The organism is Bradyrhizobium sp. Kon37 (genome assembly GCF_055807535.1).
This window is the reverse complement of record NZ_JBVVOY010000027.1, coordinates 49,979-75,112: the sequence shown is the minus strand read 5'-3', so window position 1 is coordinate 75,112 and position 25,134 is coordinate 49,979. Positions and strand designations below refer to the sequence as shown.

Annotated in this window: 29 protein-coding genes; 10 read left to right on the top strand and 19 right to left on the bottom strand. The window is 64.6% G+C overall.

The window, feature by feature from the left end; genetic code table 11:
• Positions 1–133: 133 nt before the first annotated feature.
• From AC0L3J_RS32240 to mgtE, 4 genes are all read right to left on the bottom strand, one after another.
• The gene (locus AC0L3J_RS32240; RefSeq protein ID WP_473349734.1) at positions 134–1,144 is read right to left on the bottom strand and encodes a hypothetical protein; all 1,011 of its coding nucleotides are present in this window, start codon (positions 1,142–1,144) and stop codon (positions 134–136) included.
• A 49-nt stretch (positions 1,145–1,193) separates the two neighbouring features.
• Positions 1,194–2,012, bottom strand: coding sequence for an aldo/keto reductase (locus AC0L3J_RS32235; protein ID WP_473349733.1), 819 nt, complete (start codon positions 2,010–2,012; stop codon positions 1,194–1,196).
• 172 nt (positions 2,013–2,184) lie between these two features.
• The gene (locus AC0L3J_RS32230; RefSeq protein WP_027518447.1) at positions 2,185–2,502 is read right to left on the bottom strand and encodes a helix-turn-helix domain-containing protein; all 318 of its coding nucleotides are present in this window, start codon (positions 2,500–2,502) and stop codon (positions 2,185–2,187) included.
• A 163-nt stretch (positions 2,503–2,665) separates the two neighbouring features.
• Positions 2,666–4,087, bottom strand: a complete 1,422-nt coding sequence (mgtE, locus tag AC0L3J_RS32225) for a magnesium transporter (protein WP_473349732.1) — start codon at positions 4,085–4,087, stop codon at positions 2,666–2,668.
• Between the two features lie 83 nt (positions 4,088–4,170).
• Between mgtE and AC0L3J_RS32220 the strand changes: the two genes are divergently transcribed.
• Together AC0L3J_RS32220 and AC0L3J_RS32215 are read left to right on the top strand one after the other, a co-directional pair.
• Positions 4,171–4,977: a polysaccharide deacetylase family protein gene (locus AC0L3J_RS32220; protein ID WP_473349731.1), complete on the top strand. Its 807-nt coding sequence runs from the start codon at positions 4,171–4,173 to the stop codon at positions 4,975–4,977.
• Positions 4,978–5,155: 178 nt separating this feature from the next.
• Positions 5,156–6,466, top strand: coding sequence for a polysaccharide deacetylase family protein (locus tag AC0L3J_RS32215; protein WP_473349730.1), 1,311 nt, complete (start codon positions 5,156–5,158; stop codon positions 6,464–6,466).
• A 6-nt stretch (positions 6,467–6,472) separates the two neighbouring features.
• On the opposite strand, the gene AC0L3J_RS32210 is transcribed toward AC0L3J_RS32215, so the two are convergent.
• Positions 6,473–6,847 (bottom strand): hypothetical protein, encoded by a 375-nt coding sequence (locus tag AC0L3J_RS32210; protein ID WP_456769543.1) that lies wholly within the window; start codon positions 6,845–6,847, stop codon positions 6,473–6,475.
• A gap of 287 nt (positions 6,848–7,134) precedes the next feature.
• Between AC0L3J_RS32210 and AC0L3J_RS32205 the strand changes: the two genes are divergently transcribed.
• Positions 7,135–7,392: a hypothetical protein gene (locus AC0L3J_RS32205; RefSeq protein ID WP_473349729.1), complete on the top strand. Its 258-nt coding sequence runs from the start codon at positions 7,135–7,137 to the stop codon at positions 7,390–7,392.
• 21 nt (positions 7,393–7,413) lie between these two features.
• Here AC0L3J_RS32205 and AC0L3J_RS32200 read toward each other — a convergent pair whose 3' ends face one another.
• The 7 genes from AC0L3J_RS32200 to AC0L3J_RS32170 all read right to left on the bottom strand — a co-directional run bounded on the left by AC0L3J_RS32200 (position 7,414) and on the right by AC0L3J_RS32170 (position 11,477).
• Positions 7,414–7,602, bottom strand: a complete 189-nt coding sequence (locus tag AC0L3J_RS32200; protein WP_247286900.1) for a hypothetical protein — start codon at positions 7,600–7,602, stop codon at positions 7,414–7,416.
• Positions 7,603–7,612: 10 nt separating this feature from the next.
• Positions 7,613–7,942 (bottom strand): four-helix bundle copper-binding protein, encoded by a 330-nt coding sequence (locus tag AC0L3J_RS32195; RefSeq protein ID WP_473349728.1) that lies wholly within the window; start codon positions 7,940–7,942, stop codon positions 7,613–7,615.
• Between the two features lie 103 nt (positions 7,943–8,045).
• Positions 8,046–9,005, bottom strand: coding sequence for a cation diffusion facilitator family transporter (locus AC0L3J_RS32190; protein WP_473349727.1), 960 nt, complete (start codon positions 9,003–9,005; stop codon positions 8,046–8,048).
• A gap of 3 nt (positions 9,006–9,008) precedes the next feature.
• Complete coding sequence (locus AC0L3J_RS32185) at positions 9,009–9,914, bottom strand: NAD(P)/FAD-dependent oxidoreductase (protein ID WP_473349726.1); 906 nt, start codon at positions 9,912–9,914, stop codon at positions 9,009–9,011.
• Entirely contained in the window at positions 9,911–10,987 is a 1,077-nt protein-coding gene (locus tag AC0L3J_RS32180) for a flavodoxin family protein (protein ID WP_473349725.1), read from the bottom strand. The genes AC0L3J_RS32185 and AC0L3J_RS32180 overlap by 4 nt, the downstream gene beginning before the upstream one ends.
• A gap of 80 nt (positions 10,988–11,067) precedes the next feature.
• Positions 11,068–11,268 (bottom strand): hypothetical protein, encoded by a 201-nt coding sequence (locus tag AC0L3J_RS32175; protein WP_026232903.1) that lies wholly within the window; start codon positions 11,266–11,268, stop codon positions 11,068–11,070.
• A 2-nt stretch (positions 11,269–11,270) separates the two neighbouring features.
• Complete coding sequence (locus AC0L3J_RS32170; RefSeq protein ID WP_456769539.1) at positions 11,271–11,477, bottom strand: hypothetical protein; 207 nt, start codon at positions 11,475–11,477, stop codon at positions 11,271–11,273.
• A 308-nt stretch (positions 11,478–11,785) separates the two neighbouring features.
• On the opposite strand from AC0L3J_RS32170, the gene AC0L3J_RS32165 reads away from it, so the two are divergent.
• The gene (locus AC0L3J_RS32165; protein ID WP_007611375.1) at positions 11,786–12,070 is read left to right on the top strand and encodes a hypothetical protein; all 285 of its coding nucleotides are present in this window, start codon (positions 11,786–11,788) and stop codon (positions 12,068–12,070) included.
• Positions 12,071–12,116: 46 nt separating this feature from the next.
• Here the strand turns inward: AC0L3J_RS32165 and AC0L3J_RS32160 are convergent, their stop codons facing one another.
• The 5 genes from AC0L3J_RS32160 to AC0L3J_RS32140 all read right to left on the bottom strand — a co-directional run bounded on the left by AC0L3J_RS32160 (position 12,117) and on the right by AC0L3J_RS32140 (position 17,854).
• Positions 12,117–12,329, bottom strand: coding sequence for a hypothetical protein (locus AC0L3J_RS32160; protein WP_473349724.1), 213 nt, complete (start codon positions 12,327–12,329; stop codon positions 12,117–12,119).
• Between the two features lie 138 nt (positions 12,330–12,467).
• The gene (locus AC0L3J_RS32155) at positions 12,468–13,214 is read right to left on the bottom strand and encodes a Crp/Fnr family transcriptional regulator (protein ID WP_456769537.1); all 747 of its coding nucleotides are present in this window, start codon (positions 13,212–13,214) and stop codon (positions 12,468–12,470) included.
• Entirely contained in the window at positions 13,214–16,381 is a 3,168-nt protein-coding gene (locus AC0L3J_RS32150; RefSeq protein WP_473349723.1) for a CheR family methyltransferase, read from the bottom strand. Before AC0L3J_RS32150 ends, AC0L3J_RS32155 begins: the two co-directional genes overlap by 1 nt.
• Before the next feature lie 191 nt (positions 16,382–16,572).
• Positions 16,573–16,839 carry a hypothetical protein gene (locus tag AC0L3J_RS32145; protein ID WP_473349722.1) on the bottom strand — a complete coding sequence of 89 codons (267 nt, stop codon included), beginning with the start codon at positions 16,837–16,839 and terminating at the stop codon, positions 16,573–16,575.
• 7 nt (positions 16,840–16,846) lie between these two features.
• Positions 16,847–17,854 (bottom strand): chemotaxis protein CheB, encoded by a 1,008-nt coding sequence (locus tag AC0L3J_RS32140; protein WP_473349721.1) that lies wholly within the window; start codon positions 17,852–17,854, stop codon positions 16,847–16,849.
• 85 nt (positions 17,855–17,939) lie between these two features.
• Between AC0L3J_RS32140 and AC0L3J_RS32135 the strand changes: the two genes are divergently transcribed.
• Positions 17,940–18,344, top strand: a complete 405-nt coding sequence (locus AC0L3J_RS32135; RefSeq protein ID WP_473349720.1) for a response regulator — start codon at positions 17,940–17,942, stop codon at positions 18,342–18,344.
• A 344-nt stretch (positions 18,345–18,688) separates the two neighbouring features.
• Here AC0L3J_RS32135 and AC0L3J_RS32130 read toward each other — a convergent pair whose 3' ends face one another.
• Complete coding sequence (locus AC0L3J_RS32130) at positions 18,689–19,471, bottom strand: SDR family NAD(P)-dependent oxidoreductase (RefSeq protein ID WP_473349719.1); 783 nt, start codon at positions 19,469–19,471, stop codon at positions 18,689–18,691.
• A 173-nt stretch (positions 19,472–19,644) separates the two neighbouring features.
• Between AC0L3J_RS32130 and AC0L3J_RS32125 the strand changes: the two genes are divergently transcribed.
• From AC0L3J_RS32125 to AC0L3J_RS32105, 5 genes are all read left to right on the top strand, one after another.
• Positions 19,645–20,820 (top strand): zinc-dependent alcohol dehydrogenase, encoded by a 1,176-nt coding sequence (locus AC0L3J_RS32125; protein ID WP_473291425.1) that lies wholly within the window; start codon positions 19,645–19,647, stop codon positions 20,818–20,820.
• Positions 20,821–20,832: 12 nt separating this feature from the next.
• A complete protein-coding gene (locus tag AC0L3J_RS32120) occupies positions 20,833–21,375 on the top strand; it encodes a hypothetical protein (protein ID WP_473349718.1) in 543 nt (180 codons plus the stop codon).
• A gap of 42 nt (positions 21,376–21,417) precedes the next feature.
• Positions 21,418–23,022: an alpha-amylase family glycosyl hydrolase gene (locus AC0L3J_RS32115; protein WP_473349717.1), complete on the top strand. Its 1,605-nt coding sequence runs from the start codon at positions 21,418–21,420 to the stop codon at positions 23,020–23,022.
• A 143-nt stretch (positions 23,023–23,165) separates the two neighbouring features.
• A complete protein-coding gene (locus AC0L3J_RS32110) occupies positions 23,166–23,345 on the top strand; it encodes a CsbD family protein (protein ID WP_473349716.1) in 180 nt (59 codons plus the stop codon).
• Positions 23,342–24,502, top strand: coding sequence for a DUF305 domain-containing protein (locus AC0L3J_RS32105; protein WP_473349715.1), 1,161 nt, complete (start codon positions 23,342–23,344; stop codon positions 24,500–24,502). The genes AC0L3J_RS32110 and AC0L3J_RS32105 overlap by 4 nt, the downstream gene beginning before the upstream one ends.
• 12 nt (positions 24,503–24,514) lie before the next feature.
• Here AC0L3J_RS32105 and AC0L3J_RS32100 read toward each other — a convergent pair whose 3' ends face one another.
• Positions 24,515–25,123 (bottom strand): cysteine hydrolase family protein, encoded by a 609-nt coding sequence (locus AC0L3J_RS32100; RefSeq protein WP_473349714.1) that lies wholly within the window; start codon positions 25,121–25,123, stop codon positions 24,515–24,517.
• Positions 25,124–25,134 lie beyond the last annotated feature (11 nt).

Here is a 25,134-nt window from a genome sequence, read left to right as displayed (position 1 = left end):
CAAGACGACAACGAGATCGCCCCTCAAGGATGAGCCGGGATGACCGACACATACGTCAAAACCGAATTTCGGTAAAGTGGAATATTTTTGCGGCGGCGGATTGACAGAGGCGACACACAGAGGCGGTCCCCTGTTAGCCGCCGAAATCCCGCGGGCTGAACGGCAGGTCCATCACCTTCCATTCCCCGTATTTGTCGGCCGGCAGCATCTTGTAGGGCTGGCAGGCCTGAAGCGCGCTCATGGCGGACTTCACGAGCGCCACGCCCTTCGCGGACGGCGGGGCTTCGATCAGGATCGGCTCGCGCGCCAGCGTGCCGTCGGTCGCGAGCACCGTGCGCAGCTTGATGTTGACGTTGTCGGTCGGCGCGACCCCAGCCGGAAGTTTGGCGCAGCTTCGCAAGTGACGGCGCAGCTCGGCGATGATTTCAGCCGGCAGCTTGGCCGCGATTGAATCCTTGGCATCGCCGCCATCGTCCTTGGGGGCGTCCTTCGGCAGCTCCGTCGGCAATTCCGGCGGCAGGCCCAGCATGACGCCGTACTTGACGGTGACGTCGGGCTCCGGCGCCTGATAGGCCGGGGGGGGCGCGGCCTCTGGCTGCGGCATCGCTTGTGGCAGGACTTGCGGCGCCGGGGGCTGCGGTGTCGGGGGCTGCGGCGTCGCCTGAGGCGGCGGCGACTGCTGAGGCTGTGGCTGTTGAGGCTGCGGTTGCGTCTGCGCGTTTGCCTCGCGCTGCTGCTGCTGCGTCTGTGAAGGCTGCGGCTGCGGCTGTTTCTGCTGCGGCGGTTCAGGCGGGGCCTGCTGCTTCGAGGCCTGCTGCTTCGAGGACGGCGCCGCGGCCTGCTGCTTCGCCTCGGGCTTCGGCGCGGCGGCCGCCTTGTCCTTGTCGGTGAAATCCAGCTTCGGCAGTTTCAGGTCAGGGGTCGGCTCCGGCGGCTTCGCCTTGAGTTTTTCCTCGGCCTTCTCCTCGGCCTTGGTCTCCTCCTGCTTCACCTGCTCCGGCGTCACGATGCTGACGGAAACCGATTCGGGCGGGCTGGCGTGAAACGGATGGACTTCGCTGATCACGATGATCAGCGCGACCAGCGTCAGATGGGCGATCGCCGACGCTGCAATGTCCGTCCGTATGATCTTCCGCAGTTCCATCGCCTGACTTCAGGTTGCCAAGCTGGTCCTAGCATACGGCAGCCCCCTCTCAATCCCATTTTGGCGCGAAGCCGAAATCGGTCAGGCGGCCCTTGGGACTGGCCAGCGCGGCGATTTGGGCCATCTCGTCGTCCGAAAGCTCGAAATCGAAGATCTCGATGTTTTCCGACAGGCGTTCGACGCGCGAGGTGCGCGGGATCGCAGCGACATTCTGTTGCACCAGCCAGCGCAGGCAGATCTGCGCCGGCGTCTTGTGATGCAGACGCCCGATCTCGGCGAGCGTCTGGTCGCTCTTGATCCGCCCCCTGGCGATCGGGCTGTAGGCGACCAGCGCGAGCCCGTGCTGATCGCAGGCCGCCCTCACCTTCGTCTGGTCGAGATAAGGGTGGTATTCGACCTGGTTGCAGGCCAGCGGCTCCGGCGACAACGCCACCGCCTGTTCGATCAGCGCGACGGTGAAATTGGAGACGCCGATGTGGCGGGTCAGGCCCATGCGCTTGGCATGCGACAGCGCGCCCAACGTCTCCTCCAGCGGCACGTGCGAATTGGGCCAGTGCAACAGCAAGAGATCGACGGAGGGAAGCCGCATGCGCACCAGACTCTCCTTGACCGAGCGTTCGAGATCGTGGGGCGCGAAATGGTTGGTCCAGACCTTCGTCGTCAGGAAGATGTCGTCGCGGCGCACACCGGAGGCGCGCAGGCCGTCGCCGACCTCGCGCTCATTGTCGTAGACCTGTGCGGTATCGATGTGGCGATAGCCGAGCCGCAGTGCCTGCTCGACCACACGCGCGCACATGCGCCCGCTCAGCTCCCAGGTTCCCAGCCCGATCGCCGGTATCCTTGCGCCATTGGTCTCGACGAACAGCATGAGGAATCCTCTCTGTCGCGGTCGCCGCAAATCATCATCCAGGCGTCATTATGAACCCGGCTGGCGACACTGCCAACGGGCGACGTCAGCGGCCGAGCCGGATCTTCAGCGCAATGCTAACGGGAGGTTCGCGCCAAGCCCTGACGTCAAGCCTTGACGTCAGGCTTTGAGCTCAGGCTTTGGCGAGCGCCTGGAACACCGTGTCGGGCGCATGCGCGATCACGGCGAGCAGCGCGCGGGCGGGTCCCCGCGGGGCGCGCTTACCCTGCTCCCAGTTGCGGATGGTCTCGACGGGAACGCCGAGCTTGGCCGCGAACTCCATCTGGGTCAGGCAGGCGCGGCGGCGCAAATCGCGCACGGCGAGCGAGCTGGCTTCGGCCGGCGCTGCGTTAGATACCGGCTGGATTGGAAACGGCTGGACCGGAAACTCCTGCCCATCCCGCAACTCGACAATCCGTCCGTCCGCCTTCAGCCGCACACGCATGCTCATTCCCCCAAGCAAGGCGATGATGCGGCAGGCCGCTTAAGTTCGGATTAAAGATGATGGCCAGTAGCCCGGATGGAGCGCAGCGCAAATCCGGGGCGTCTCTGGAGCCGACGCAGCGGCCCCGGATTACGCTGCGCTCCATCCGGGCTACGGATTTCGACAGCTCCTACCTGAGCCCGAACCACAAGGTCGCAATTCCCAGGAAGGAGAAGAAGCCGACGACGTCGGTGACCGTTGTCACGAACGTGCCTGACGCCACCGCCGGATCGGCTCGCACACGTTCGAGCGCCATCGGGATCAGGATGCCGCCGAGCGCGCCGGCGAACAGGTTCACGATGATGGCGAGCCCGATGACGAGGCCGAGGCCCGGGATCCTGAACCAGGCCACCGCGGCAACGCCCGTGATCACGGCAAAGGCGAGACCGTTGACGAGGCCGACCAGACCCTCGCGCACCACGACGCGCCATGCATTGGAGGAGCCGAGCTCGCGCGTCGCCAGCGCCCGCACCGCGACCGTCATGGTCTGGGTCGCGGCATTGCCGCCCTGGCTTGCGACGATCGGCGCCAGCACGGCGAGCGCCACCATCTTCTCGAGCTGGCCCTCAAACAGGCCGAGCACGGAGGATGCCAGAAAGGCGGTGGCGAGATTGACCAGCAGCCAGTTGAACCGCGCGCGTGCAATGGTGAACACGGTGTCGGACAGCTCTTCGTCGCTGTTGACGCCGCCGAGCGCCTTGAGGTCCTCGTCCGCCTCTTCCTCGATGACGTCGACGACGTCGTCGACGGTGATGACGCCGACGAGGCGGTCCTGGGTGTCGAGCACCGGGGCTGCGACGAGATTGTACTTGCCGAACATCCGCGCCACCTCCTCCTGGTCCTCCAGGACGGAGACGCGGCGGCGATCCTCGTCGGTCAGCTCGGCAAGCGCCACCGGGCGGCGGGCGCGCAGCAGCACGTCGAGCGAGACCGCGCCCTGCCAATGCTGCTCCTTGTCGACGACGTAGATCTCGTAGAAGCGGTCGGGCAGATCCGGCGTCTCGCGCATGTAGTCGATCGCCTGTCCCACGGTGAAATCCTGGGGCACTGCAATGAACTCGGTCTGCATCCGGCGGCCGGCGGAGTTTTCCGGATAAAGCAGGCTGCGCTCGAGCACGACGCGCTCCTTGAGCGGCAGCTTCTCGAGGATCTCCTCCTGATCGGCCTGATCGAGCGTTTCCAGCAGCTCGACAGCGTCGTCGGATTCGAGCTCGCGCACACCTTCCGCGACCGTCTGCGGCGGCAGTTCCTCGAGGATCTCTTCGCGCACGCCCTCGTCGAGCTCGTTCAGCGCGGAGAAGTCGAAATCGCGCCCCGTCAGTTCGACCAGGCGGACCCGATCGTCAGGCTCGAGAGCTCCAATGAGATCGCCGAGATCGGCCTCGTGCAGCTCGGCAACGCAGGCGCGCAGCGCGGCGCTGTCGCCGGCCTCGATCGCATGGGCAATTTCCGCGACGAATTCGTGACGAATCTCGCCGTCTTCATTGCGCATCGGCACGTGGTCGAGTACCGATTCCGCGGCAGACGCGGCACCGTCCAGATGTTCATCCATGGCGCGCCTCGCCGTCCGACAGGTTGGAACGAGTGGTCTGAGCTGTTGGTTCAGGCAATACCCACAAGGCAACTCCGAGCGCAATGACAAAGATGCTTCGACTGAGGCGGACCTCGATGGCGGCAGGCGCAGCCCTCGCGGCCCTCACCGGCATCGCCTCGACTGAAGCCGCCGAGTGCCCGCGCAAGGACGCGCTCGGCACCTCCCGCATTCTGAGCGTCGATGCCAAGACCACGCCGCGCGTGGGCCTGAAGAGCTTTCCGCAGACGTTGGCCCTCGCCGATCACGAGGTCGTGCTGACCTTCGACGACGGACCGTATCCACCGACGACCTCGAAGGTATTGGCGGCGCTGGCGCAGGAATGCGTGCGCGCGACTTTTTTCCTGATCGGCCTGCACGCCTCCGAACACCCTGAGATGGTCAAGCGCATCGCCCGCGAGGGCCACAGCATCGGCCACCACACCTTCTCGCATCCGTTCATGGCGCGGATCCCGCTCGAAAAAGCAAAGAGCGAGATCGACCGCGGCATTGCCGCCGACGAGATGGCGCTGCACGGCACCTCCACGACGACACCGTCGACGCCGTTCTTCCGGTTTCCCTATTTCGAAGCCACGCAAGCCGAGCTCGACCTGCTGCAGTCCCGCGGCATCGTCGTGTTCGGGGCTGACCTGTGGGCCAGCGACTGGAACGAGATGACGCCGGAGCAGGAATTGAAGCTCGTCACCGAGCGGCTCGCCGCCGCCGGCAAAGGGATCATTCTGTTCCACGATCCCAAGGCGCGCACGGCCGCGATCATGCCGGCCTTCCTGCGGTATCTGAGGGAGAACGGCTATCGGGTGGTTCACGTCGTACCGGCAGGCACATCACAGAAGAGTGCCGACGCGCATTGATGCCGGAATGTCACGCCGGCGCAAAATGGGGTGATTTGGGCCCTATTAACAGTCTGTTCATGCTACGCCATGCAAGTATTGAGGGGACTTGCAACGGCAAAGGTTCTTGTGCCTGAACCGTTTGCTGATGTCTCCGACCTACTATGGCGGCAATCGCGTAAGAGGGCAGACGGGGTTCATGATCGGAAGTAGCGTTGTTGCTCGGACGCGATCGTGGATCGTCCTTTGCTTTGGCGGATTCCTCGGCGGATTTTTGGGTGTCCTGACCATCGGCTCGCCGGCCATTGCGGCCGACTGCCCCGGCCATCCGGACGCACTCGGGACCTCCCGCACGCTCGTGGTCGACCCGCACGAGCATCCCCGCATCGGCACCATGCAGTACCGCGAGACGCTGCCGCTGAAGGACCATGAAGTCGTCCTGACCTTCGACGACGGTCCGTTGCCGAAATATTCCAACCAGGTGCTGCAGATCCTCGCCGACGAGTGCATCAAGGCGACCTTCTTCATCATTGGCGAACAGGCCAAGGCGAACCCGGAAGGCGTGCGCAAGCTGGTCGCGGCGGGCCATACCGTCGGCACCCACAGCATGAACCATCCGCTCACAATGGACCGGATGCCGCTCGACAAGGCCGAGGCGCAGATCAATGGCGGCATCGAGTGGACATCGGCCGCAATGACCGATCCGTCCAAGCTCGCGCCGTTCTTCCGCATTCCCGGCCTGATGCGCGCCGACGGCGTCGAGAACGTTCTGATCTCGCGCGGGATCCAGGTCTGGAGCGCCGATTTCCCGGCCGACGACTGGCGCCATGTGTCGTCCGATCGCGTCTATCAGCTCGCGATCCAGCGGCTCGAGGCCAAGGGCAAGGGCATCCTGCTGCTGCACGACATCCAGGCCCGCACGGTCGCCGCGCTGCCGAAGATCATCCGCGACCTCAAGGCGCGCGGCTATCGCATCGTGCACGTGGTGCCCGCGACCGCCGAGCAGCCGGCGACGCCGACCACGCCAGTGGAATGGCTGCTGCATCCGCCGACCGAGACCACACCGATCGCGCGCTGGCCGGCCGTGCCGAACTTCGTGTTCGCGCAGACCAAAACGCTTCCGGCGCCCTCGCTGGCCGACCTCAACGCGCAGACCGCGCACCAACCGCTGCTGCCGCGCAAGACCATGGCGCTCGCCAATGTCGCGGCCACCCTGCCCGTTCCCGCCCGCGATCTCTTTGCGATCCCCGAGGGCTCGGTCGAGGTGCTGCTGTCGACGACCTTGTCGCGGCGCGCCGCGACGCGCCTGGCAATGGCGGCCGAGACGCCCCGTGCGGCCAAGGTCAAAGCCGGCAAGTCGCGCGCGCCCCGCACCGCGCGCGCTGCTCATGGCACACCGAAGCATGCCGCGGAGACCGAGGGCACTGCAGCCAAGGGCGCTAAGAGCGCCGCGCCCAAGAGCACTGCGCCGCGCCCGACCCGTGTGGCGAGCCTGAAGAAGCGCGCGTAGCAGAGCCTATTGTCGCATGATGTTGGCGACGCAGAGCAACACGATCAGCGCCAGGAAGAACAGGTCCATATAGGACTTGACCTCGCCGTCACGCCGCAGCCGGGCGACGTCAACCACGACCTGCTTGCGCACACTCGTTCCGCCAGCGCCGTCATTGAGCGGAGCCTGAAGGCGCTTGGTCTCGGCTTCCAGCTTCTCGATCTTCTGGTAAAAGTAGAACGCCCGCAGCGTCGAAGCTGCGCGCATGCCGGTATAGACCAGCACCAGGATCGCGATAATCGCCCGGTTCTGGTACTTCTCCATGAAATTCAGGCTGAAATAGACCATCGCCATGAATGCGAAGTTGGTCACGAAGCGATAGACGAAGCTTAAAAAGACCATGCGGGCTCAAGCCTTGAAGGGTGGCGCAACCGGACCGTGTTGCAAATGCGGGGATCAGGAGCCCAGACCGGAACAGCCGGCCTGAATGCCATGCCGGCCCGTCTACGCCAACTTTGTTTCAACAAAGATACTATTGCCCCGGCAATGCCGCCTTTTAGCCACGCCCGGCCATAATGCAAGCCGGAGCACGGCCGCCGGTCCGGTCCGCGTGCCGCCCGCCTGCAACGGCTCCTTGGAGATTTGGCGGAAGTCCCGATAGACTGGGTTACCACATCTGGGGTCCGCCGATGCCGAAGAAGGGAATCACCGGCCACGACGACTGGGTTCTGACCGAGGCGCTGGCGACTGCGCTGGTCGCGCTGGAGCAGCTCGACACCAAGCACCAGCCGAGCGCGCATATGGACGACATCCGCAAGATGCTCTCCAGCGGCAAGGAGCCGGCGGCGGTGAGCCTGCATCTCGCCCAGGCCAAATGCCGGCTGTTTCCCGACCTCGATCCGCTGGAGATCTACCGGGAATACGGCATCGGCGAAGAGTATGGCTGAGAGCGCCGTTGACGGCCGGGCCTAAGGCCCGCCGGCGACCGATCCGGCGATCACCATGACCAGCGCGGCCAAGTCGATCTTGCCGTTGACGATCAGCTCCTCCGAGGCTTTCGCATCGTCCGCCCGTTCGACCTTCAGCGATTGCGGCCGGTTGGCCGCCTGCCGCTTCAGCTCCTCGACGATGGCTTCCGTGAGTTTCTCTTCCAGCATGGGCTTGTCCTCAGGCTGCCATCGCACGGCAGGATTGTGCGCAGGAGCGGCACATGGCGACGCACTCGTCCATGCCGCCGACCCGCTCGCAATCCTCGGCGCATTCGCTGCAGATTTCGGCGCATTCGCCGCATGTGTGCCGGTGATGCGGCGTGTTGATCAGCATGAAATGCGCCGCCGTCCGGCAGATTTCGGCGCACGCCATCATCAGGCGGAAATGTTTGGGCTCGACGTGCTTGCCGCCGGTCTCGAGGCAATGGTTCATCGCGGTGCCGAGGCAGGTCTGGTAGCAACTCATGCAGAGCGCGATGCAGCGCGTCATGTCTTCGGATTGAGCCATCCGGTTTCTCCAATGCTCGCCCCCTGCACGGGTCAACCAAGGGGATGTTGTGATCGTTCCTGCCCTCGTGCCGATTGTGACGTCCAGGGAACCTCGCAAAGAGCTAGCCGTAACGCCTCGCGTGCACCGCGCGGTAGCGGGCATCGGTCTGCGGCTTGATGAACAGCGCCGCCACGCTTGGATGGCGCTTGCGTATCTCGGCCTCGATCGCGACGACGCATCGCTCGATGTCGTCGGCGCGCTTGTCATCCGCAAATTCGATGCTCAGCGCCGCAACGACCTCGACCGGCGACAGCTGCACCGTCAGAAGGCCGTTGGCCCTGAGCACGCCGGGCGAGCGCCTTGCGATATCGAGGACCGATCGCGCAAGCTCCGGATCGGCGGGCTCGCCGATCAGCAGGCTCTTGCTCTCGCGCGCGAGACCGATCGACACGATCGCCAGCAAGATCCCGATCAGGATCGAACCGATCCCGTCCCAGACCGGCTGGCTCAGCCATACGGCGGCCGCAGTCGCCGCCGCGGCAATGGCGATGCCGACCAGCGCCGCGCTATCCTCGAGCAGCACCATAAATGCCGGAGGATCCTTGCTGCGAACGAAAGCCTGGTAATATCCGAACCGTCGGCCGTCCGACCGGAAGCGCCGCAGCGCAACCAGCCAGGAGCCGCCTTCAAACAGGAACGACAGCCCGAGCACCACGAAGCTGACGATCGGACTTTCGATCGGCTCGGGTGCGGCGACATGCAGAATGCCCTGATACAGCGAGACGCCGGCGCCCAGCGCGAAGATCAGCAGCGCAACGATGAAGCTCCAGAAATACAGCTCGCGCCCATAGCCGAGCGGATGGGATTCGTCGGGCGAACGGCTCGCGCGCCGGTAGCCGTAGAGCAGCAGGATCTCGTTGGTCGTGTCGACGAGCGAATGCACCGCTTCGCTCGTCATGGCCGAACTTCCCGTCCAGGCGGCGGCGCCGATCTTCGTGACCGCGACCAGGACATTGCCGAAGAGCGCCGCATAGACCGCGGTCTTCGAGGATGATTCTGTTGCCAATGTCCGATACCCCATTCCTCATGCCAGCCGCCGCGGAAGGCTGTTATGAATCGTGCAGGCGGCGAGCGCGGCGTGGCCGAACGCGACCGAGATCTGGTGCAGGTCGGTGACGACGTCGCCGATCCCGTAGAGCCCGTCGACCGAGCTGCGCTGATGGTCGTCGACTTTCAGATGGCCGTCTGCGGTGTGTTCGGCCCCCAGCGTCACCGCGAGATGCGAGCGCACCTCCGCACCCATCACCGGGTAGACCATCTCGAATTGCGCCGTCCGGCCGTCGGCGAAGACGACTTCGACGCAGTGGTCTCTCCGCCTCAGGCGCAGGCCGGGCGCGACGACGATCTCGACACCCGCTTCATTCAGCTCCGGTGCCGCGGCCTTCCCGTCATCCTCTCCCGTTGCCAGCAACGTCACGTCGCGCGAGTAGCCCCGCATGAAGAGTGCCTTGCCGGCAGCACGGTGAAGCGGACCGACGATGCCGATGCGACGGTCGATCGCCTCGTAGGCGTCGCAAACGGGGCAGTAGCGCAACAGCCCGTCTGCGACCGCCGCGCGCCATTCGTCGAAGGGCGGATGGGCGTCGACGATGCCGCTGGCAAGGATGACGGTAGAGGCCGTATGCGCGCCGCCGTTCCAGATCGCCTGAAAACCGTGATCGTGTCGCCGCAAGCCGGTGACCTCGGCATCAACGCGCGTGACCGCGAGCTCGCCCAGTTGCGCGGACATGCGCGCGAGCAGGTCGGTACCGGACAGGCCGTGGACGAAGCCCGGCACATTGTGACTGCGCGGGATCAGCGCCGCCCGGCTCGCGCCGGCGTCCACGACGCAGACGCGGCGCCGAAATCGCGCGAGGTAGATCGCAGCCATCAGCCCGGCCGGGCCGCCGCCGACGATCAGGCAATCATACGGCTGATCCTTCGTCGTCATTTGGGGTTTGGATCCGACAGGCCCGCACCGGGCGCGCGAAGCTGTCCGCTCCGCGCCAGGTGGACCGCGTTGCCGAGCGCGCGCGCGACGTTCTGCACCTCAGTCTGGAACGCCCTGTCGTCATCGAGGTCGCGGTGCGAGGTAGCGTATGGCTCCATGTAGCCGACATAGCCATCGAGCTCGGCGAAGCGGCCCGCCGAGATCAGCTGCATGTCGGTCAACCAATCCGACAAGGCCCGGCGCACGCCCTCGGCACCGACCGCATCGCCGTGAACGACGACACCGAAATGACGGCCGGCGAGATGGCGCGGATAAGACCAGCCCTTCAGCTCCAGCGCCTTGGCTTCGTCCGCCTTCTTGCCGTGAGTCGAGGTCGGATCGGGATTGCCGCCGTCGGCGCAGACCATGCGATCCATCATCGCCTTCAGTCCGGCGGGCACGTGATACCAGTTCACCGGCGTCACGATCAGGATGCCGTGCGCGGCGACCCACAGCGGATAGATATCGTTCATCCAGTCGTCGGTCTGCCCCAGCGAATAGTTCGGATAGCAGCTGCACGGCCAATGGCAGAGCGGCATCGCGGTTCCGACGCAGGATTTGCAGGGATGGATCGTCTTGCCGAACTCCGAAGCCAGGCGCGACAGATCGAGGATGTCGACGGCAAAGCCAAGCTCGGCAAAGACCGGCTTGGCGAGTTCGACCAGTCGCCAGGTCTTGGACATCTCGCCGGGACAGGTGTGCTCGCTGCGGGCCGAGCCGTTGATGATGAGGATGCGCGGCGTCTCGTCCGCGTCATCATGGCGCCGCTGCGCCGCCAGGATCTTCGCGCGCGCATCGAGCCAGTCGATGGCGATGTCGTAGTCGGGATCGGAGAATCCCGCGCCCGCCTTTCGCGTCAGCGGGGCCTTGCGTGAATTGCTGTAGGCATCCCAGGCCGCACCGACGATGGCGTCGAGCTCGCGCTGGAGCGGTGCAAAGGCGGGATCGACGAACCGGCTCCGGTAGCGGCGCTCGAAGGCCTCGCGCGAGAGCTTGACGGGCGGCATCCCCTTGCGAATGTCGGCTTCCGTCATGCTGGCTCCTCGCGAGGTCGGTACAGTCCGACCAACCCGGGGCGCCGCGCGCGGTTCCTTCTCGCTCTCGTCTCCCTGCTCTACTGGCGGACAACTTCCGGAGGCACATCGAACTGCGCGATGCGCTGGTCCAGCCGCCACAATTCGATGCGGTGCACCAGCACGAGCGAGGCGGCCTCGCGCTTGGCCTGCTCATCATCGTCGCAGACCAGGTTGATGCAACCAAACACATGCCCGTCCGGATCGATCTGGAACGCGCGGTAGTGCTTGATGCTCCGCATCGTCATCCTCCCCGTCTCGGGTAGACGGGTTCGCTCAGCCAGTCCGTCAAATTCGAGGTCACCTCGTTCTGCATGGCGCGCTGAAGCAGCATGTCGCGCTCCTTGCCGGGCGGCAGGCTGCGCGCACGCTCGCGAGCGGTTTGGGCGAATGCCGCCAACCGCTCCTGGAGCGATTGGGTCTGTTTCCTGCGGTTGCGTTTCGCGGTCATTGTACTTTCACAAAGCCCTTCAGATGGAAGGAATTGGGATGGGAGGAATTGGCCCCGGCGGGAGGTCGGCGCCGGGGCCAGAGTTTCGTGCCGGTTGGGGCGGCCCAGCCCGGCAGTGTTGGCAGCTTCGGCCGCAACCGCAGGTTCCGGCATTTCAATAAGTTAACGGTGCGTGATTTTGCCGGTGCGAAACGAAACGACTTAGCAGCGACGGTGCGCGCATTCCCTCGCGCGCCGGCGCAGCTTCGACTACGCCGGAACCGAAATGCTGATTCGCTGATTGATGAAGGACTTGAAGGAGGATCATCATGGCGAAAGCAGCATGGAAACGGCCGGGTTCACCGATCGGCCGCAAAGGCCCGCGCAAGGCTAATCCCGCGTACAAGCGCCGGGCGCGCGAACGGTGGACACCGGCTGACGTGAGCAAGCTGAAGCAGCTCGCGAAAGGAAACACGCCCACGGGCGTCATGAGCATCAAGCTGCAGCGCCCGGTCGCGGCCATTCGCAGCAAGGCGCAGCGCGAAGGCATTTCGCTGAAGCCCGTCAACCGCTCGCCTTACAACAGGCGATCCAAAGCAGCGAAGCGGCGTTAAGTGGGACGCCCATCCCGGCGCATGCTGCACGTTGGTGTCGTCGGCTCTAGTCCGGCGGCACGCGGTGTCTGAGACCCTGCTCTTCCCGGTCGTCGCGAAGGGCCTTGAGCTCCGAGCGCAGCATCGCGCTTTCCATCACCACACGGCGCACCTCGCGCGTGGCGTCATCAAGCTGATCCGCGACCGCTCTGCGCTGCGCCCGGAGGGCGCGGCTTGCTTCCATCGCGCGCTCAGCGCGGGCAAGCAGGACGTCGTTCATGGAGCGATGATAGAAGATTCGGGACGAAACTGCCTTTACGTAAGTTACGTCGATTACTCAAAACCAGCCATCCGCTCAAAAAACATTCGCGAACGCTAACCTGGATCAAGTACGACGTTCCCCACGCCGAGCAAACGCTTAGCTCCGTCGATAGAGTTGCAGATAGCTCGGCGAGAACAGCGCCGCATCCTTGAGCGCATCGAGATCGGTGATGGTCAGCGTGCGATCGCGCAGCACGATCAGGCCGGAGGCACGCAGCTCCTGAACCGTGCGGTTGAGATGGACCACCGACAGGCCGGTGGCGTCCGCAAGATCCATTTGCGTCACCGGCATCACGCAGGAATTGCCCTCGACCATGCCGACGGGGCGCAACCGCTCGATGATCTCGCAGAACAGATGGGCCACGCGTTCAAAGGCGACCCGGCGGCCGAGATTGATGGCCCATTCGCGCTGGATCGCGTTGTTGACGAGCGTCTCGCACAAGAAAGCTTCCGCCAGCGAGTGGTCGCCAGCCACCAGACTCTCGAACCGCGCGCGCTTGATTTCGGTGTAGACGACCGGCGTCATCGCCGCGATGGAATGATCCATCACCGGCAGCAGGAACGCGTGCGCGTCGCAACTCTCGCCGGGAAAAAGGAAATTGACGATCTGGCGTCGGCCGTCCTCGAGCGTCTTGTAACGGCAGAGCCAGCCCGACAAGACCAGGCGGACGCTGTCGACCGGATCGCCTTCCGAGATCAGATCCTCGCCCGACCCTGCGCGCTGGAGTCCCTCGAGCATTGCGTATTCGAGCGAGGTGCGGGCCTCCGTCGACAACGGCCTCAGCACGTTCAGCCGGCGAATGACCGGGTCCACCTGGCTGCGATCGAGCGTCGACAAGGGCATCAGTTGGCTACCGCCGGTGTATGAAACGCCCGCTTGCTGAGAGGAATGGTGATCGTGCATTCCAATCCCCTGGGATTGAACGCCATCGTGGTCTGCCCCTTGAACTCGAACGCGAGTGTGCGCTCCAGGAGCTCGGTCCCAAATCCTTTATGCGGCGGCGGCGCAACCGGCGGCCCGCCGCGCTCCCGCCAATCGAACACCAGCTCCGCCGGGTCGGTGCCCTGCTCGAGGCGCCAGGAAATCTCGATGCGACCGGTCGGCCGGCTCAGGGCGCCGTATATGAGCGCGTTGGTTGCGAGCTCGTGAATGGCAAGCGCAAAGGTTTCCGCGGCCTTCGAATGGAAACGCACCGTGGGGCCGCTGACACGTACCTGCTCGCCTTCCCTGGCATTATAGGCCAGCAGCTCCTCGACGGCGAGATATTCGAGATCCACGCCGCCTTCGGGATCGCGGGTCACCAGCGCCTGGGTACGGGCGAAAGCGTTGAGCCGGCCGTCGAGATGGGAGGCAAACTCCTCCACCGTCGAGCTCGTATCGGCCGTGCGACGGGCGATCGAGCGCACCACGCCGAGCGTGTTACGAACCCGATGCTGGAGTTCGGCCAGCAGCAGGCGCTGCCGCTCCTCGGCGCGGGTAATGGCAGTGATGTCGACGAACGTGATCACGACGCCGGCGATGAAGTTGTCGATGCTGCGATAGGGCAGGATGCGCACGATGTAGCGCGTGCCGCTGTCCGGCGCCCTCAGCTCGCGCTCGGCGATAACGAGCGTCCGCAGCACGCCGCGAATGTCGTCATAGAGGTCCTCGATCGGGATGCGCGCCTTGATGTGCGCGATGGGGCGGCCTCTGTCGGTTTCGACGAGATGCAGGACCTGCGTAATCGCCGGCGTGAAGTTCATCACGCGCAAATCGTTGTCGAGGAACACGGTCGCGATCTGCGTGCTCTCCAGGAAGTTCTCGAGGTCGCTGGTGGCGCGCGTCAATTCCTGGACGCGGTGAGCCAGCTCGCCGTTTACGGTGGTCAATTCCTCGTTGACCGACTGCAGTTCCTCGCGTGAGGTTTCGAGCTCTTCGTTCGCGGACTGAAGCTCTTCATTGAGCGACTGATATTCCTCGTTCGAGGATTTCAGCTCCTCGTTGGTGCTTTCGAGCTCTTCGATGGTTGCCTGAAGGCGCTCCCGCGTCGCCCGCAACTCGCCTTCGATACGCTCGACATGCTCGGTCTGCACCAACGCATTGGGCTTGCCTGCGTCGGCATCGATGGCGCGCACCGGACCGTCCTTGAACAGGACGACAAAATTGCGATCGCCGCTGCCGCCCTCCTGGATCGGCTCCACCGTGATGTCGACGGGAATGTGCTGGCCGTTGGCGCCGAGCTGCACCTGCTCGGCATGGGCCGGCTCGTTGGTCTCTGACGCGCGGCTGAGCACTGCGCGCAGGTCGAGGCGGAGATCGCGGTGGACGAGTTGGAGCAGATCGAGGGTGGCGGCGCCCGCCGTCGGCTCGATGTAGCGGCCGGTGCGCCCGGAAAAGTGCAGGACCTGAAAATTACTGTCGGTAATGACATAGGCGGGCGCGTAGCGCTCGGCGATCCGCTGTGCGCGGCGCTCCAGGCCGATGTCGGGGCGGAACGAGCGCAGCGGCGGCACCTCGGCGGGTGCCCTCCCGGCAGCGGTCGTGATTGGAAATTCCGGTGGCAGCCGTGTTCCGGTCTCCAGCTTCTTGAAGATGCGGGCGCGGCGATCGATCGGCACGAAAAGTATTGGATGCCGCGTGACGTTCTCGGAATTGCCGAGAAACAGGAATCGATCCGGCAGAAGCGCGAAGTGGAATAGCGGGATCACCCGATTCTGCAATTCGGCATTGAGATAGATCAGCAGATTGCGGCAGGAGACGAGATCGAGCTTCGAGAACGGCGCGTCCTTGATCACGTTGTGCTGCGAGAAGATGCACATCTCGCGCAGCTCCTTGACCACGCAATAGGTATCGCCTTCCCGCACGAACCAGCGCGCCAGACGCTCGCTGGTCATGTCCGCCTCGATATTGGTGCGGTAGCGGCCGACGCGTGCGGTCGCCAGAGCCCGTCCGTCGATGTCGGTCGCGAAGATCTGAACCTGCGGTGGCGAGTCCATCTTGGCCATGTGCTCGCGCAGGAGGATAGCGATGGAATAGGCCTCCTCTCCGGTGGCGCATCCGAGCACCCAGACGCGAACCTGCTGGCGCGCGTCCTTGCCTTCGAAGAGCTTCGGGACGATCTGGCTCTCGAGCACATCGAATTCGCGCTTGTCGCGGAAGAATTCGGTGACGCCGATCAAGAGGTCGTTGAACAGATGCTGCGCCTCGTCCTGGTCGTTGCGCAGGAAATCGACATAGGCGGCGATGTCGGCGATCTGGACCACCTGCATCCGTCGCTGCACGCGACGCAGGAAGGTGTTCTGCTTGTAGCCGTGAAAATCATTACCGGTCTTGCTGCGCAGGATGTCCGCGATGCGCGACAGCGAGGTCGCCGCAGCGGCCAGCACCTCGTCGAACCCCTGCTTCTCCTCCAGCCGGCGCAGATGACGGGCATAGACCTGGATGTGCTCGGCGATCTCTTCCGGAGAGAGCACGTAGTCGGCGATCGCCGCCGGCGTGTTGGCTTCTTTCAGATGATCAGCCTCGTCGCTCGCGCCCTTCTCGGCGATGGCGAGGCCACCGTGATCCTTCAGAGTCGCGGTACCCAGCGTGCCATCGCCGCCGACGCCGGACAGGATCACGCCGATCGATTGCTCGGCGCGTTCTTCCGCCAGAGACACCAGGAAGCTGTCGATCGTGGCCCGCTCGCCGGGGGCCTGCTCGGCCGGGCGGACCGCGAAGCGACCGCCATGGATCGTCGTGATCATCGCCGGCGGGCACAGATAGATCGTGCCGCCCTCGATGGTCTGGCCGTCACTGATGTCGGCGATCTTGCCGCCGGTGGTATCCTGCACGATCCGACGCAGCCGCGGCTCGTCGAGCGCCTCGTGATGTTGCAGCGCCAGCACGACGGCCTGGTCGGCGCTCACGGTCAGCTTGGACAAGAACCGCTCGACGCTATCCAGAGCTGTCGGCGCGGCGCCCACCCCGATGATCAGCGGAGACCTGGTCTGGCGCTCTCTTTCGACCGGCTGGTCGCCGATTTCATGCATAGTCTCGGTAGCCTCAATTTCGTGACGGGAACCAGGGACCGCCCGCTCGCCGCAAATAGCAGAATTGATGTTACCCCAACAGGTGGAAGGCGGAAACGTCGCGCTGCGTTCCACACGGCAAACATCGTTGTCAATTGCCGGCCAGAGATGTAGGAGCCCGCGATGGAGCTCGGGCGGCGGCTACCCCCGGATCACTCCGGACCGACTTGCTGCCGGAGATAGCTAATCCGCTGCTCGATCAGGATGCGGTGGCGCAGCCATTCCGTCAGGGTCTGCTTCAGCACCTCGACCAACCGCTCCGCCTGGCCTGCGTCGTGGCCACCGGCACTGAGTTCGCGGATCCGATCCTCCTGATCACGGATGCGCTGGCAACCCTCCTCGATATCCCGATCAGCCTTGATCAGATGGCGGCGCTCGGTATCGAGCTGCTCGGTCCATTCGGCCTGGGAAATGGTCATGGCGACCTCAAGCCTCCCGCTTGCGAACCGGAGGATCGAGCGACTTTAGCACCACGCGCCGGATCATGTCGGCATATTCGCGGTATTCGGCAGCCCGCGCCTGGTACATCTCGGCAACCGCGGGCCGGCCGTTGCGCCGTCCGTCCGCGGCCATGCGCTGCACCAGCTCAGCCCGCTCCTCAATGATGCGCAGTGCGACCCGCAGGGCTTCATCCACTTGCCCCTCCTGCTCTTTTGCGAGGATGTCGGCGGCGTAGGCGTGACCGACCTGGCAACGGAAGCGCATCGGGTGCGACTCCTTGATCTCGGACAGCACGCCTCCGCAGGCCGGACAGGTCAGTGCAACCGGATCAGCCACCGAGAGGAGCTTGTCACTGCCGATCCGTTCGCCCGCCGCGATCTCGACCTCGAGCCGGATCTCGGGCGGGATCGGCAGCGCGGCACCCGCAACTTCCCTGGCAAGATCGGACAGAACGTCGCCCATTCCGGCGCCGGGGACGCAAAGATCGATGATGCTCGCCTCCAGGGCGCTTCTTGGCATTTCATCGGCGATGGCGTCCGAGGGGTCCTGAACCACCGAGATTCCGCCGCAACGCTTGATGGCGTTGAGACCGGCCGCACCGTCGGACAACAGGCCGCTGAGGAGCACACCGATGACGCGCGGGCCGTAAGTGATGGCGGCCGAGCGGAACAAGGCGTCGATGGCCGGCCGGACCATGTTCTCGCGCGGACCGCGCCCGAGGAACACGTGATCCCCGGACAGCAGCAGATGATGGTCCGGTGCGGCCAGATAAACCTGGCCGGGCTCGATCTTCATGCCGTTTTCGGCCTGTCGGACCGGAAGCGGGCCGGCGCTGCTGGCGACTGTCGAGAGAATGCCGATGCCCTGCGCCGGGATGTGCAGCACGATGAACACTGCCGCCGGCAGATCCGACGGCAGCCGGCCCAGGATCTGCTTCAGCGGTGCGGTCGCGCCGGCCGAGCCACCTATGACGATGATATCGCGGTTGCTCATGGAACCCGCTTTCGGTTGTATGGTTATACCAAGGCCAGTAACCGCCCGATGTTCCTAGGGACCGGAAGGAAGCCACGGAAGCGCCATGGCGATAGCGCCCACATCGTCAGATCCGCAGTCGCCGCTCACGGGGCGGCGGATTTTTGTCGTCGAGGACGAATATTTTCTGGCCGATGACATTGGCAAGGCATGTGAGGCGCTCGGTGCAGAGGTCGCGGGGCCAGTCGGCGATCTCAATGAAGCACTCAGGATCCTGCATGATGGCGGCATCCTGGATGCCGCCGTGCTCGATGTGAATCTCCACAGCGAGATGATCTTCCCTGTCGCGCGCGAACTGAAGGCCCGCAACATACCCTTCCTGTTCACGACCGGTTACGACAAGATCAGCATCAGTCCGGAATTCCAGGACGTGCTGATCCTGGAGAAACCGATCGATCTGCCTGCGATGGCCCACAGGCTGGCCGCACTGATCGCCGATCCGCACGGCTGAGCCGGACGACCGATCAGAACAGATGCGCGAAAGCGAGCCAAGCGGTCACCGCCAGGCACAGAAGCACTGCAGCATACGGCAACGCGATCCGCAAATCAGCAGCCCTCCCGGCCATTAGCCCATCATCATCCAGACGATCGCCGCCATCATCACCAGAAAACCCGTGATTGCCGTTGCGACAAAGGCCTGCTCGACGCGATCCATCGGCATCACAGCCCCCTTTTCCAGCCGCATCAGTTTGAGGGCTCGGGGAGCTTTGCGCATTAGGCTATGTGAATCGGCGTGCTCCTTTGTCGGTCCGCAGGAGCAGCCGGTCCCTCAGCTTGGATTGCGACGGCGTCGTCCTACGACTTCGCGGTGCCCGGCTCCGCCATCTTGCGATGCTGCTTGGCCAACATCTCGTTCGGCGTGACGTTGGCGACTGTGGTCTGGATCTTGTTCTTCATTCCCGTCACGATGTCGGACTCCCCGCGCAACATGGCGTCGAATCCGGCCTTCGCGACGTCGTAGGCACTGTCCTTCGGCTCGGTGCCGACCTTGGTGTCCATCATGTCGGCGCGGCGGAAGAACTCGGTTTCGGTGGCGCCTGGCATCAGACAGGTGACGGTGACGCCGCTGTCACGCAGCTCCTCGCGCAGCGCGAACGAGAACGAATCGAGGAAGGCCTTGCTGGCGTTGTACACCGCCTGAAAACTGCCCGGCGTGAAGCCGGCGATCGAGCCCGTGATCAGGATACGGCCCGAATTGCGGCGGAGCATCTCGTTGCCGGCGCGATGGATCAGATACAGCGTGCCGGTGATGTTGGTGTCGACGAGGTGCTTGATCCTGGCAAAATCCTGGTCGAGGAAGGCCTTACCGAGGCCGACGCCGGCATTGGCGAGCAGCGCGTCGATCGGCCGGTCGCCGACGGCGGCGCAGAGCTTGTCGACGCCTTGCGTGGTGGCGAGATCGGCCTGGACCGGCTCGACGCTGCTGCCGAGCCTACGCAGATCGACGGCAACCCTCTCGATCTCGGGCTCATCCGCCGCGATGACAAGGTTGAACCCTCCTTGGGCGCAACATCTGGCGAGTTCCAGGCCGATGCCGGTGGAGGCGCCGGTGACGACGGCGAGTTGATTGGCGGCCATGAGCGTATCCTTCGCTTGTCCTTGAGATGGGATTGATGACGCTCCAATCGCCGCGGTGGCCGCTCGTTCCTATCGGGCCGCATGCCGCTGCGGCGCAAAGATTTTGCACCGCGCGATAGCAACCATCGTTCGTTGTTCGACTTGGATGCCTCGTAGCTCGCGGGAGAACTGAGATGAAGGCGCTAGTTTGGCACGGCAAGGAAGACATACGCTGCGACACCGTCACCGATCCTGAGATTCAGGACCCGCGCGACGCCATCATTAAAGTCACGAGTTGCGCCATCTGCGGCTCGGACCTGCACCTCTTTCACAACTACATTCCGGGCATGCTGCCCGGCGACATCATGGGCCACGAGACCATGGGTGAAGTGGTCGAGGTCGGCTCCGGCGTCGACGGCAAGCTGAAGAAGGGCGACCGCATCGTCGTGCCCTTCACGATCATTTGCGGCGAATGCGATCAGTGCAAACGCGGCAATTTCTCGGTCTGCGAAACCACCAATCGCAAGCGCCATTTGGCAGACAAGGCGTTCGGACACACGACAGCCGGCCTGTTCGGCTACACGCATCTGACCGGCGGATATCCCGGCGGCCAGGCCGAATATCTACGCGTGCCGTTCGCCGACGCCACCCATATCAAGGTGCCCGACGGCATACCCGACGAGCAATTGCTGTTTCTCAGCGACATCTTCCCGACCGGCTGGCAGGCCGCCGCGCAATGCGACATCGAGCCGACCGACACGGTCGCGATCTGGGGCTGCGGGCCCGTGGGACAGATGGCGATCCGCAGTGCCATTTTGCTCGGCGCAAACCAGGTGATCGCGATCGACTGCCTGCCCGAGCGGCTCAGCATGGCGGAAGCCGGCGGCGCCACCACCATCAACTTCGAAACCGAAAGCGTCCTGGAGCGGCTCGAGGAGCTCACCGATGGCAGAGGCCCCGAAAAATGTATCGATTGCGTCGGGATGGAGTCGCATGTGATGGCCTCCCTGCCCGACACGCTGCTCGACCGCGCCAAGCAGATGGTGATGGTGGAGAGCGACCGACCGCACGTGCTGCGCGAGATGATCTATGTCTGCCGGCCCGGCGGCATCATCTCGGTGCCGGGCGTGTATAGCGGATTCTCCGACATGCTGCCGATGGGCGCCTTCATGAACAAGGGCCTGCAGATGCGCACCGGCCAGACCCACGTCAACCGCTGGACCGACGACCTGCTCCGCCGCATCGAGGAAGGCCAGATCGATCCGTCCTTCGTCATCACCCACACCGTCCCGCTTAGCCAAGGCCCCGAGATGTATCAGGTGTTTCGCGACAAGCGCGACTCCTGCGTCAAGGTCGTGTTGAAGCCCTGAGGAGCAAAAACCATGTTTCATTTCTCCAACATCGTTCGCACCAAGGGCGACCCCAAGATCGTCGCGGGCGGGCCCACCCTCAAGAGGCCGGAAGACCAGCTCGCGCGTGCGCTCGGCTGGTTCAGCATCGGTCTCGGCGTCGTGGAATTCTTCGCGCCGCGACGCGTCACGGAAACGCTGGGCATGGAAGGCCATGAGACGCTGGTCCGTGCCTTCGGCGTGCGCGAGATCCTGGCCGGGATCACGACCCTCTCGGTCGAGAAGAACGCCGGCCTGTGGGCTCGCGTCGGCGGCGACGGCCTCGATGCCGCCGCGCTGCTTTCGGGGTTGACCGCGGACAATCCCAAAAAGGGCAATATTGCGCTGGCGCTGCTGATGGTCGGCGGAATTGCAATGCTCGACTACCGCGCCGCGCAGGACACCAAGCCGCGGCGGCCGCCGCGCGACGCACGGCGCAAGCTGTATCCGAACCGCAGCGGCTTTCCCAAGGGCATCGAGAGCGCCCGAACCGCGGCCAAGCAGATCGCGGCGCACGTCACGGCGGGGCGGACCTGAGGACGCACGACGAGGTAATGCAAGACGAGGTGATACAAGGCAATGAGCGAGCCGTCCCGTAACGAAGGTGCGTGGTGGGAATCCGCCGTCATCTACGAAATCGCACTGATCTCGTTCCAGGACTCGGACGGCGACGGCAAGGGTGATCTCGCCGGCCTGACATCGCGGATCGACTATCTGAAATGGCTCGGCGTCGACGCGGTGTGGCTGACGCCGATCTACAAGAGTCCGTTCCGCGACCTCGGCTACGACATCTCCGACTACTGCTCCATCGACCCTGCGTTCGGCAACCTCGAGGCGTTCGACCGCCTGCTCAAGGCCCTGCACGCGGCGGTGATCCGCGTGATCCTCGATCTCGTCCCTAATCATACTGCGAACGATCACGCCTGGTTCGTCGAGAGCAGCAGCTCACGGAACAGCGCGAAGGCCGATTGGTACATCTGGGCCGACGCGGCCGAGAATGGCGGCCCGCCCAACAACTGGCTGAGCCGCTTCGGCGGCAGCGGCTGGGAATGGTGCGAGGCGCGGCGGCAATATTACTACCATTCGTTCCTGGTCGAGCAGCCCGATCTGAACTGGCGCAACCCGCAGCTGCGCGCCGCGATCGCCGATGTCATGCGCTTCTGGCTCGATCGCGGCGTCGACGGCTTTCGCGTCGATGCCAGCGCCGTCCTGATCAAGGACGAGCTGCTGCGCGACAATCCGCATAACCCGCAAGCGAAAGGCAAGCCGCCGCCGCAGCGCCAGACGCCCGTCTTTACCGACGATCGCCCGGAGACGATGGATTGCATCGAATTCATCCGCGAGGTGATCGACGGCTACCCTGGGCGGATGTTGTGCGGCGAAGTCCAGGGCAAGACCGACCGCATCGGCCACTTCTACGGCAACGATCGACCGCGCCTGCATCTGCCGCTCAATTTCGCGCTGCTGGACTCGCAATGGGACGCGCTGTCCCTGCAAGCAACGATCGATGCGTATTTCAACGCCATCCCGGATCATGCATGGCCGGTCTGGGTGATCGGTGGTCACGACAAGCAGCGGGTCGCGAGCAAGATCGGCGAGCCGCAAATGCGCGTGCTGGCGATGCTGCTGATGACGCTGTGGGGAACGCCGTTCTTCTTCATGGGCGACGAGATCGGCCGCAAGCGCGTTCCCATTGCGCCCGACCGCGTCCACGATCCCTTCGAGAAGCTCGTGCCGGGGTATGGCCTTTGCCGCGATCCCGAACGCGCGCCGATGCGATGGGATGACAGCAGCAACGGCGGCTTTACCACCGGCGATCCATGGCTGCCGCTGGAGCCTCCCGAAGGGGCAGCCAACGTCGCCGCGCAGCAGCGCGACGGGCGTTCGATCCTGGCGCTGTTTCGCGCCCTGATGACGCTGCGGCGCGAGCACGTGTGCCTGCGTCACGGCGGCTACGAGCCGCTGCGCTCGCAGAACGACGTTCTTGCCTACAGGCGAACGGGTGACGGCCGCGACATTCTGGTCGCGCTCAACATCGCCGGCGAGCCGCGGAAATGGCACTGGCAAGGTCGCGGCCGCCTGCTGATGTCGACGCATCTCGACCGGCCGTCCGAGCCGTTGCCGGACGCCTCCATCCTGCTCCGCGGCAATGAAGGCGTGATCATTGCACTCGAGGCAAGATGACGCCGAGGAACCATCCGCGCGTCAGAGAGTCTCATCAACGCTTCCGACGCCCCCCTGCCGGAGGCTGAATAGACGAAACCGCGGCCCCGGCGCTCATCCCCCTTCAAGCGCCGGGGTTAGCGGCGTGAGCCTGGAGGCAGACCATGAGCAAGACCAAGGGCCTCGGTCAGCGGATCGCTGGCAAGGCGAAACAGGCGGTCGGCGAGATCGTCGGCGATCAGGATCTCCATGAGGAAGGCAAGGTGCAAGCGGAGCGCGGCCGGGACGAACAGGGCAAGCCGAGCGAGCTCAATCCATTGAAGAAACTCAATCAGCTGACGTGAACGCCGCCGCGCCGTCAACCATTTCCAATTCAATTCGCTCCGGTGATGAAGGCGCCTCACGGCGACGCTCGCGCTGGGTCGCCGCTGCCGAACTCGGCCTGATCAGCAGCACCTTCTCGACCATCGTCAGCCAGCTCTTCGCCGCGCGCATCGGGCGCGATGCCGCCGTCGACTGGATGACGGTCGCCGCCATCCCCGCGCGCGATTGGGCAATCAGCGCAGAGCCGTCGTGGAGCGCGATCCTTGCCGGGATCGCCTTCCACCAATGGGCCGACTTCTCCTGGGCGCTGGTGTTCTTCGGTGTGCTCGGGCGCTGGACCGCCGACCTGCGGCCGCTCACGATCCTGCTGCTCGCGCTGCCCTGGGCCGTATTCTCTTCGAGCATGGAATGGTTCGTGCTGGTGCCGCTGTTTCCGTTCTGGCAGCCGCTGTTCACGCTGCAGCAACCCTACTGGATCGGCCTGCTCGTCCACAGCTCTTCTGCCGTGATGTATCCGCTGTTCGCCCGGCTGCGCTGGAGGCGAGGCGCGGCACCTGCGCGCGATGTTCGCTTCACCAATGCCTGGATCACGGGCGCGCTGGCTTTGATCGCACTGCTCGGCGCGACCGCGTTGTTCGGCAGCCATGGTTACGAGCCGCCATGGATGGGCCGCGACAGGGACGCGGACCAGACTTACATCCGTCACATGACCGCGCATCACGCCCAGGGCATCGCGCTGGCGCGGATCGCCGCGGAGCGCGCGCAGGACCCGCATCTGCGAAAGTTGGCGATGCTGATGGCCGCAAGCCAGACCGGCGAGAACCGGATTTTGGAGACGTGGTGGCTGAGCTGGTTCGACACCGAGATGCCCGATTGCAGCTCGGACGAACGTGCCGCCATGCCGGGCTTCCTGACGCAGGCCGAGATGCGGCAGGTCAAGGCCGCGCCGGCGGACCAATTCGACCCGGTGTTCGTCGAGACGATGACCAAGCATCATGCCGGCGCGGTCAGGATGGCCGACCAGATGTGGCATAGCGGCGGCGATCTGCGCCTGCGTGTGATGGCCCACGCCATTCGCCACGAGCAGCAGGGCGAGATCGCGCTGATGCACGGCGCCAGCGGCATTGCCGCCGTCGCCACCGCGTTCCGCAACATGCTCGGCGACAATGTCAATTGAGCGGATCGTCCCCTACTCCCGCCAGAACTCCGCCAATTCCTCGGCGGTCATCAGGTCGACCTGGCCGTGAAAGCGGGTGCGGTACATCGTCATGAGCGCATCATGGCCGACGTCGGACGAGCTGCACAGCGCATCCTCGACGATGACGACCCTGAAGCCGAGATCGACGGCGCTCAGGACCGTCGAGAGCACGCAAACGTCGGTCTCTGCGCCCGTGATCACGACTGTGCCGACGTTCTTCTCGGTCAGGAGGCTCGCGAGGCCGGGATTGCTGAACGCCGAATAGGCCGGCTTGTCGATGACGGCCGACGGCGGAACGAACCGGCTCAGGGCCGGCACGAGTTCAAGACCGGATGGCGGCAGATGTTTGCGGGTCGCCTGTCGCCAGCGTCGAAAATAGCTTTGCCATTGCCCCGGACGATCTTCCGGATCTTCGGGCGTAATGAATCGCGTGAAGATCGTTCTGGCCTGATGGCGCGAAACGATCGAGGCGATCGTCGGCAAGACTCTCGCCATCCATGGCGTCTCCCAGAGACCGCCCGGAGCGAAGATGTTCTGCATGTCGATGCACAAGTGAACGGCGTCGCTGATGTCGGTCACTTCCGACGCGCTGTCTCTCATCGTCCTTCACT

What these genes read in the sequence shown, in the direction of transcription:
- AC0L3J_RS32240 (WP_473349734.1), bottom strand. Translation starts at nt 1,144, where the DNA reads ATGGAACTGCGGAAGATCATACGGACGGACATTGCAGCGTCGGCGATC.
- AC0L3J_RS32235 (WP_473349733.1), bottom strand. Translation starts at nt 2,012, where the DNA reads ATGCTGTTCGTCGAGACCAATGGCGCAAGGATACCGGCGATCGGGCTG.
- AC0L3J_RS32230 (WP_027518447.1), bottom strand. Translation starts at nt 2,502, where the DNA reads ATGAGCATGCGTGTGCGGCTGAAGGCGGACGGACGGATTGTCGAGTTG.
- mgtE (WP_473349732.1), bottom strand. Translation starts at nt 4,087, where the DNA reads ATGGATGAACATCTGGACGGTGCCGCGTCTGCCGCGGAATCGGTACTC.
- AC0L3J_RS32220 (WP_473349731.1), top strand. Translation starts at nt 4,171, where the DNA reads ATGACAAAGATGCTTCGACTGAGGCGGACCTCGATGGCGGCAGGCGCA.
- AC0L3J_RS32215 (WP_473349730.1), top strand. Translation starts at nt 5,156, where the DNA reads ATGATCGGAAGTAGCGTTGTTGCTCGGACGCGATCGTGGATCGTCCTT.
- AC0L3J_RS32210 (WP_456769543.1), bottom strand. Translation starts at nt 6,847, where the DNA reads ATGGTCTTTTTAAGCTTCGTCTATCGCTTCGTGACCAACTTCGCATTC.
- AC0L3J_RS32205 (WP_473349729.1), top strand. Translation starts at nt 7,135, where the DNA reads ATGCCGAAGAAGGGAATCACCGGCCACGACGACTGGGTTCTGACCGAG.
- AC0L3J_RS32200 (WP_247286900.1), bottom strand. Translation starts at nt 7,602, where the DNA reads ATGCTGGAAGAGAAACTCACGGAAGCCATCGTCGAGGAGCTGAAGCGG.
- AC0L3J_RS32195 (WP_473349728.1), bottom strand. Translation starts at nt 7,942, where the DNA reads ATGGCTCAATCCGAAGACATGACGCGCTGCATCGCGCTCTGCATGAGT.
- AC0L3J_RS32190 (WP_473349727.1), bottom strand. Translation starts at nt 9,005, where the DNA reads ATGGGGTATCGGACATTGGCAACAGAATCATCCTCGAAGACCGCGGTC.
- AC0L3J_RS32185 (WP_473349726.1), bottom strand. Translation starts at nt 9,914, where the DNA reads ATGACGACGAAGGATCAGCCGTATGATTGCCTGATCGTCGGCGGCGGC.
- AC0L3J_RS32180 (WP_473349725.1), bottom strand. Translation starts at nt 10,987, where the DNA reads ATGACGGAAGCCGACATTCGCAAGGGGATGCCGCCCGTCAAGCTCTCG.
- AC0L3J_RS32175 (WP_026232903.1), bottom strand. Translation starts at nt 11,268, where the DNA reads ATGCGGAGCATCAAGCACTACCGCGCGTTCCAGATCGATCCGGACGGG.
- AC0L3J_RS32170 (WP_456769539.1), bottom strand. Translation starts at nt 11,477, where the DNA reads ATGACCGCGAAACGCAACCGCAGGAAACAGACCCAATCGCTCCAGGAG.
- AC0L3J_RS32165 (WP_007611375.1), top strand. Translation starts at nt 11,786, where the DNA reads ATGGCGAAAGCAGCATGGAAACGGCCGGGTTCACCGATCGGCCGCAAA.
- AC0L3J_RS32160 (WP_473349724.1), bottom strand. Translation starts at nt 12,329, where the DNA reads ATGAACGACGTCCTGCTTGCCCGCGCTGAGCGCGCGATGGAAGCAAGC.
- AC0L3J_RS32155 (WP_456769537.1), bottom strand. Translation starts at nt 13,214, where the DNA reads ATGCCCTTGTCGACGCTCGATCGCAGCCAGGTGGACCCGGTCATTCGC.
- AC0L3J_RS32150 (WP_473349723.1), bottom strand. Translation starts at nt 16,381, where the DNA reads ATGCATGAAATCGGCGACCAGCCGGTCGAAAGAGAGCGCCAGACCAGG.
- AC0L3J_RS32145 (WP_473349722.1), bottom strand. Translation starts at nt 16,839, where the DNA reads ATGACCATTTCCCAGGCCGAATGGACCGAGCAGCTCGATACCGAGCGC.
- AC0L3J_RS32140 (WP_473349721.1), bottom strand. Translation starts at nt 17,854, where the DNA reads ATGAGCAACCGCGATATCATCGTCATAGGTGGCTCGGCCGGCGCGACC.
- AC0L3J_RS32135 (WP_473349720.1), top strand. Translation starts at nt 17,940, where the DNA reads ATGGCGATAGCGCCCACATCGTCAGATCCGCAGTCGCCGCTCACGGGG.
- AC0L3J_RS32130 (WP_473349719.1), bottom strand. Translation starts at nt 19,471, where the DNA reads ATGGCCGCCAATCAACTCGCCGTCGTCACCGGCGCCTCCACCGGCATC.
- AC0L3J_RS32125 (WP_473291425.1), top strand. Translation starts at nt 19,645, where the DNA reads ATGAAGGCGCTAGTTTGGCACGGCAAGGAAGACATACGCTGCGACACC.
- AC0L3J_RS32120 (WP_473349718.1), top strand. Translation starts at nt 20,833, where the DNA reads ATGTTTCATTTCTCCAACATCGTTCGCACCAAGGGCGACCCCAAGATC.
- AC0L3J_RS32115 (WP_473349717.1), top strand. Translation starts at nt 21,418, where the DNA reads ATGAGCGAGCCGTCCCGTAACGAAGGTGCGTGGTGGGAATCCGCCGTC.
- AC0L3J_RS32110 (WP_473349716.1), top strand. Translation starts at nt 23,166, where the DNA reads ATGAGCAAGACCAAGGGCCTCGGTCAGCGGATCGCTGGCAAGGCGAAA.
- AC0L3J_RS32100 (WP_473349714.1), bottom strand. Translation starts at nt 25,123, where the DNA reads ATGAGAGACAGCGCGTCGGAAGTGACCGACATCAGCGACGCCGTTCAC.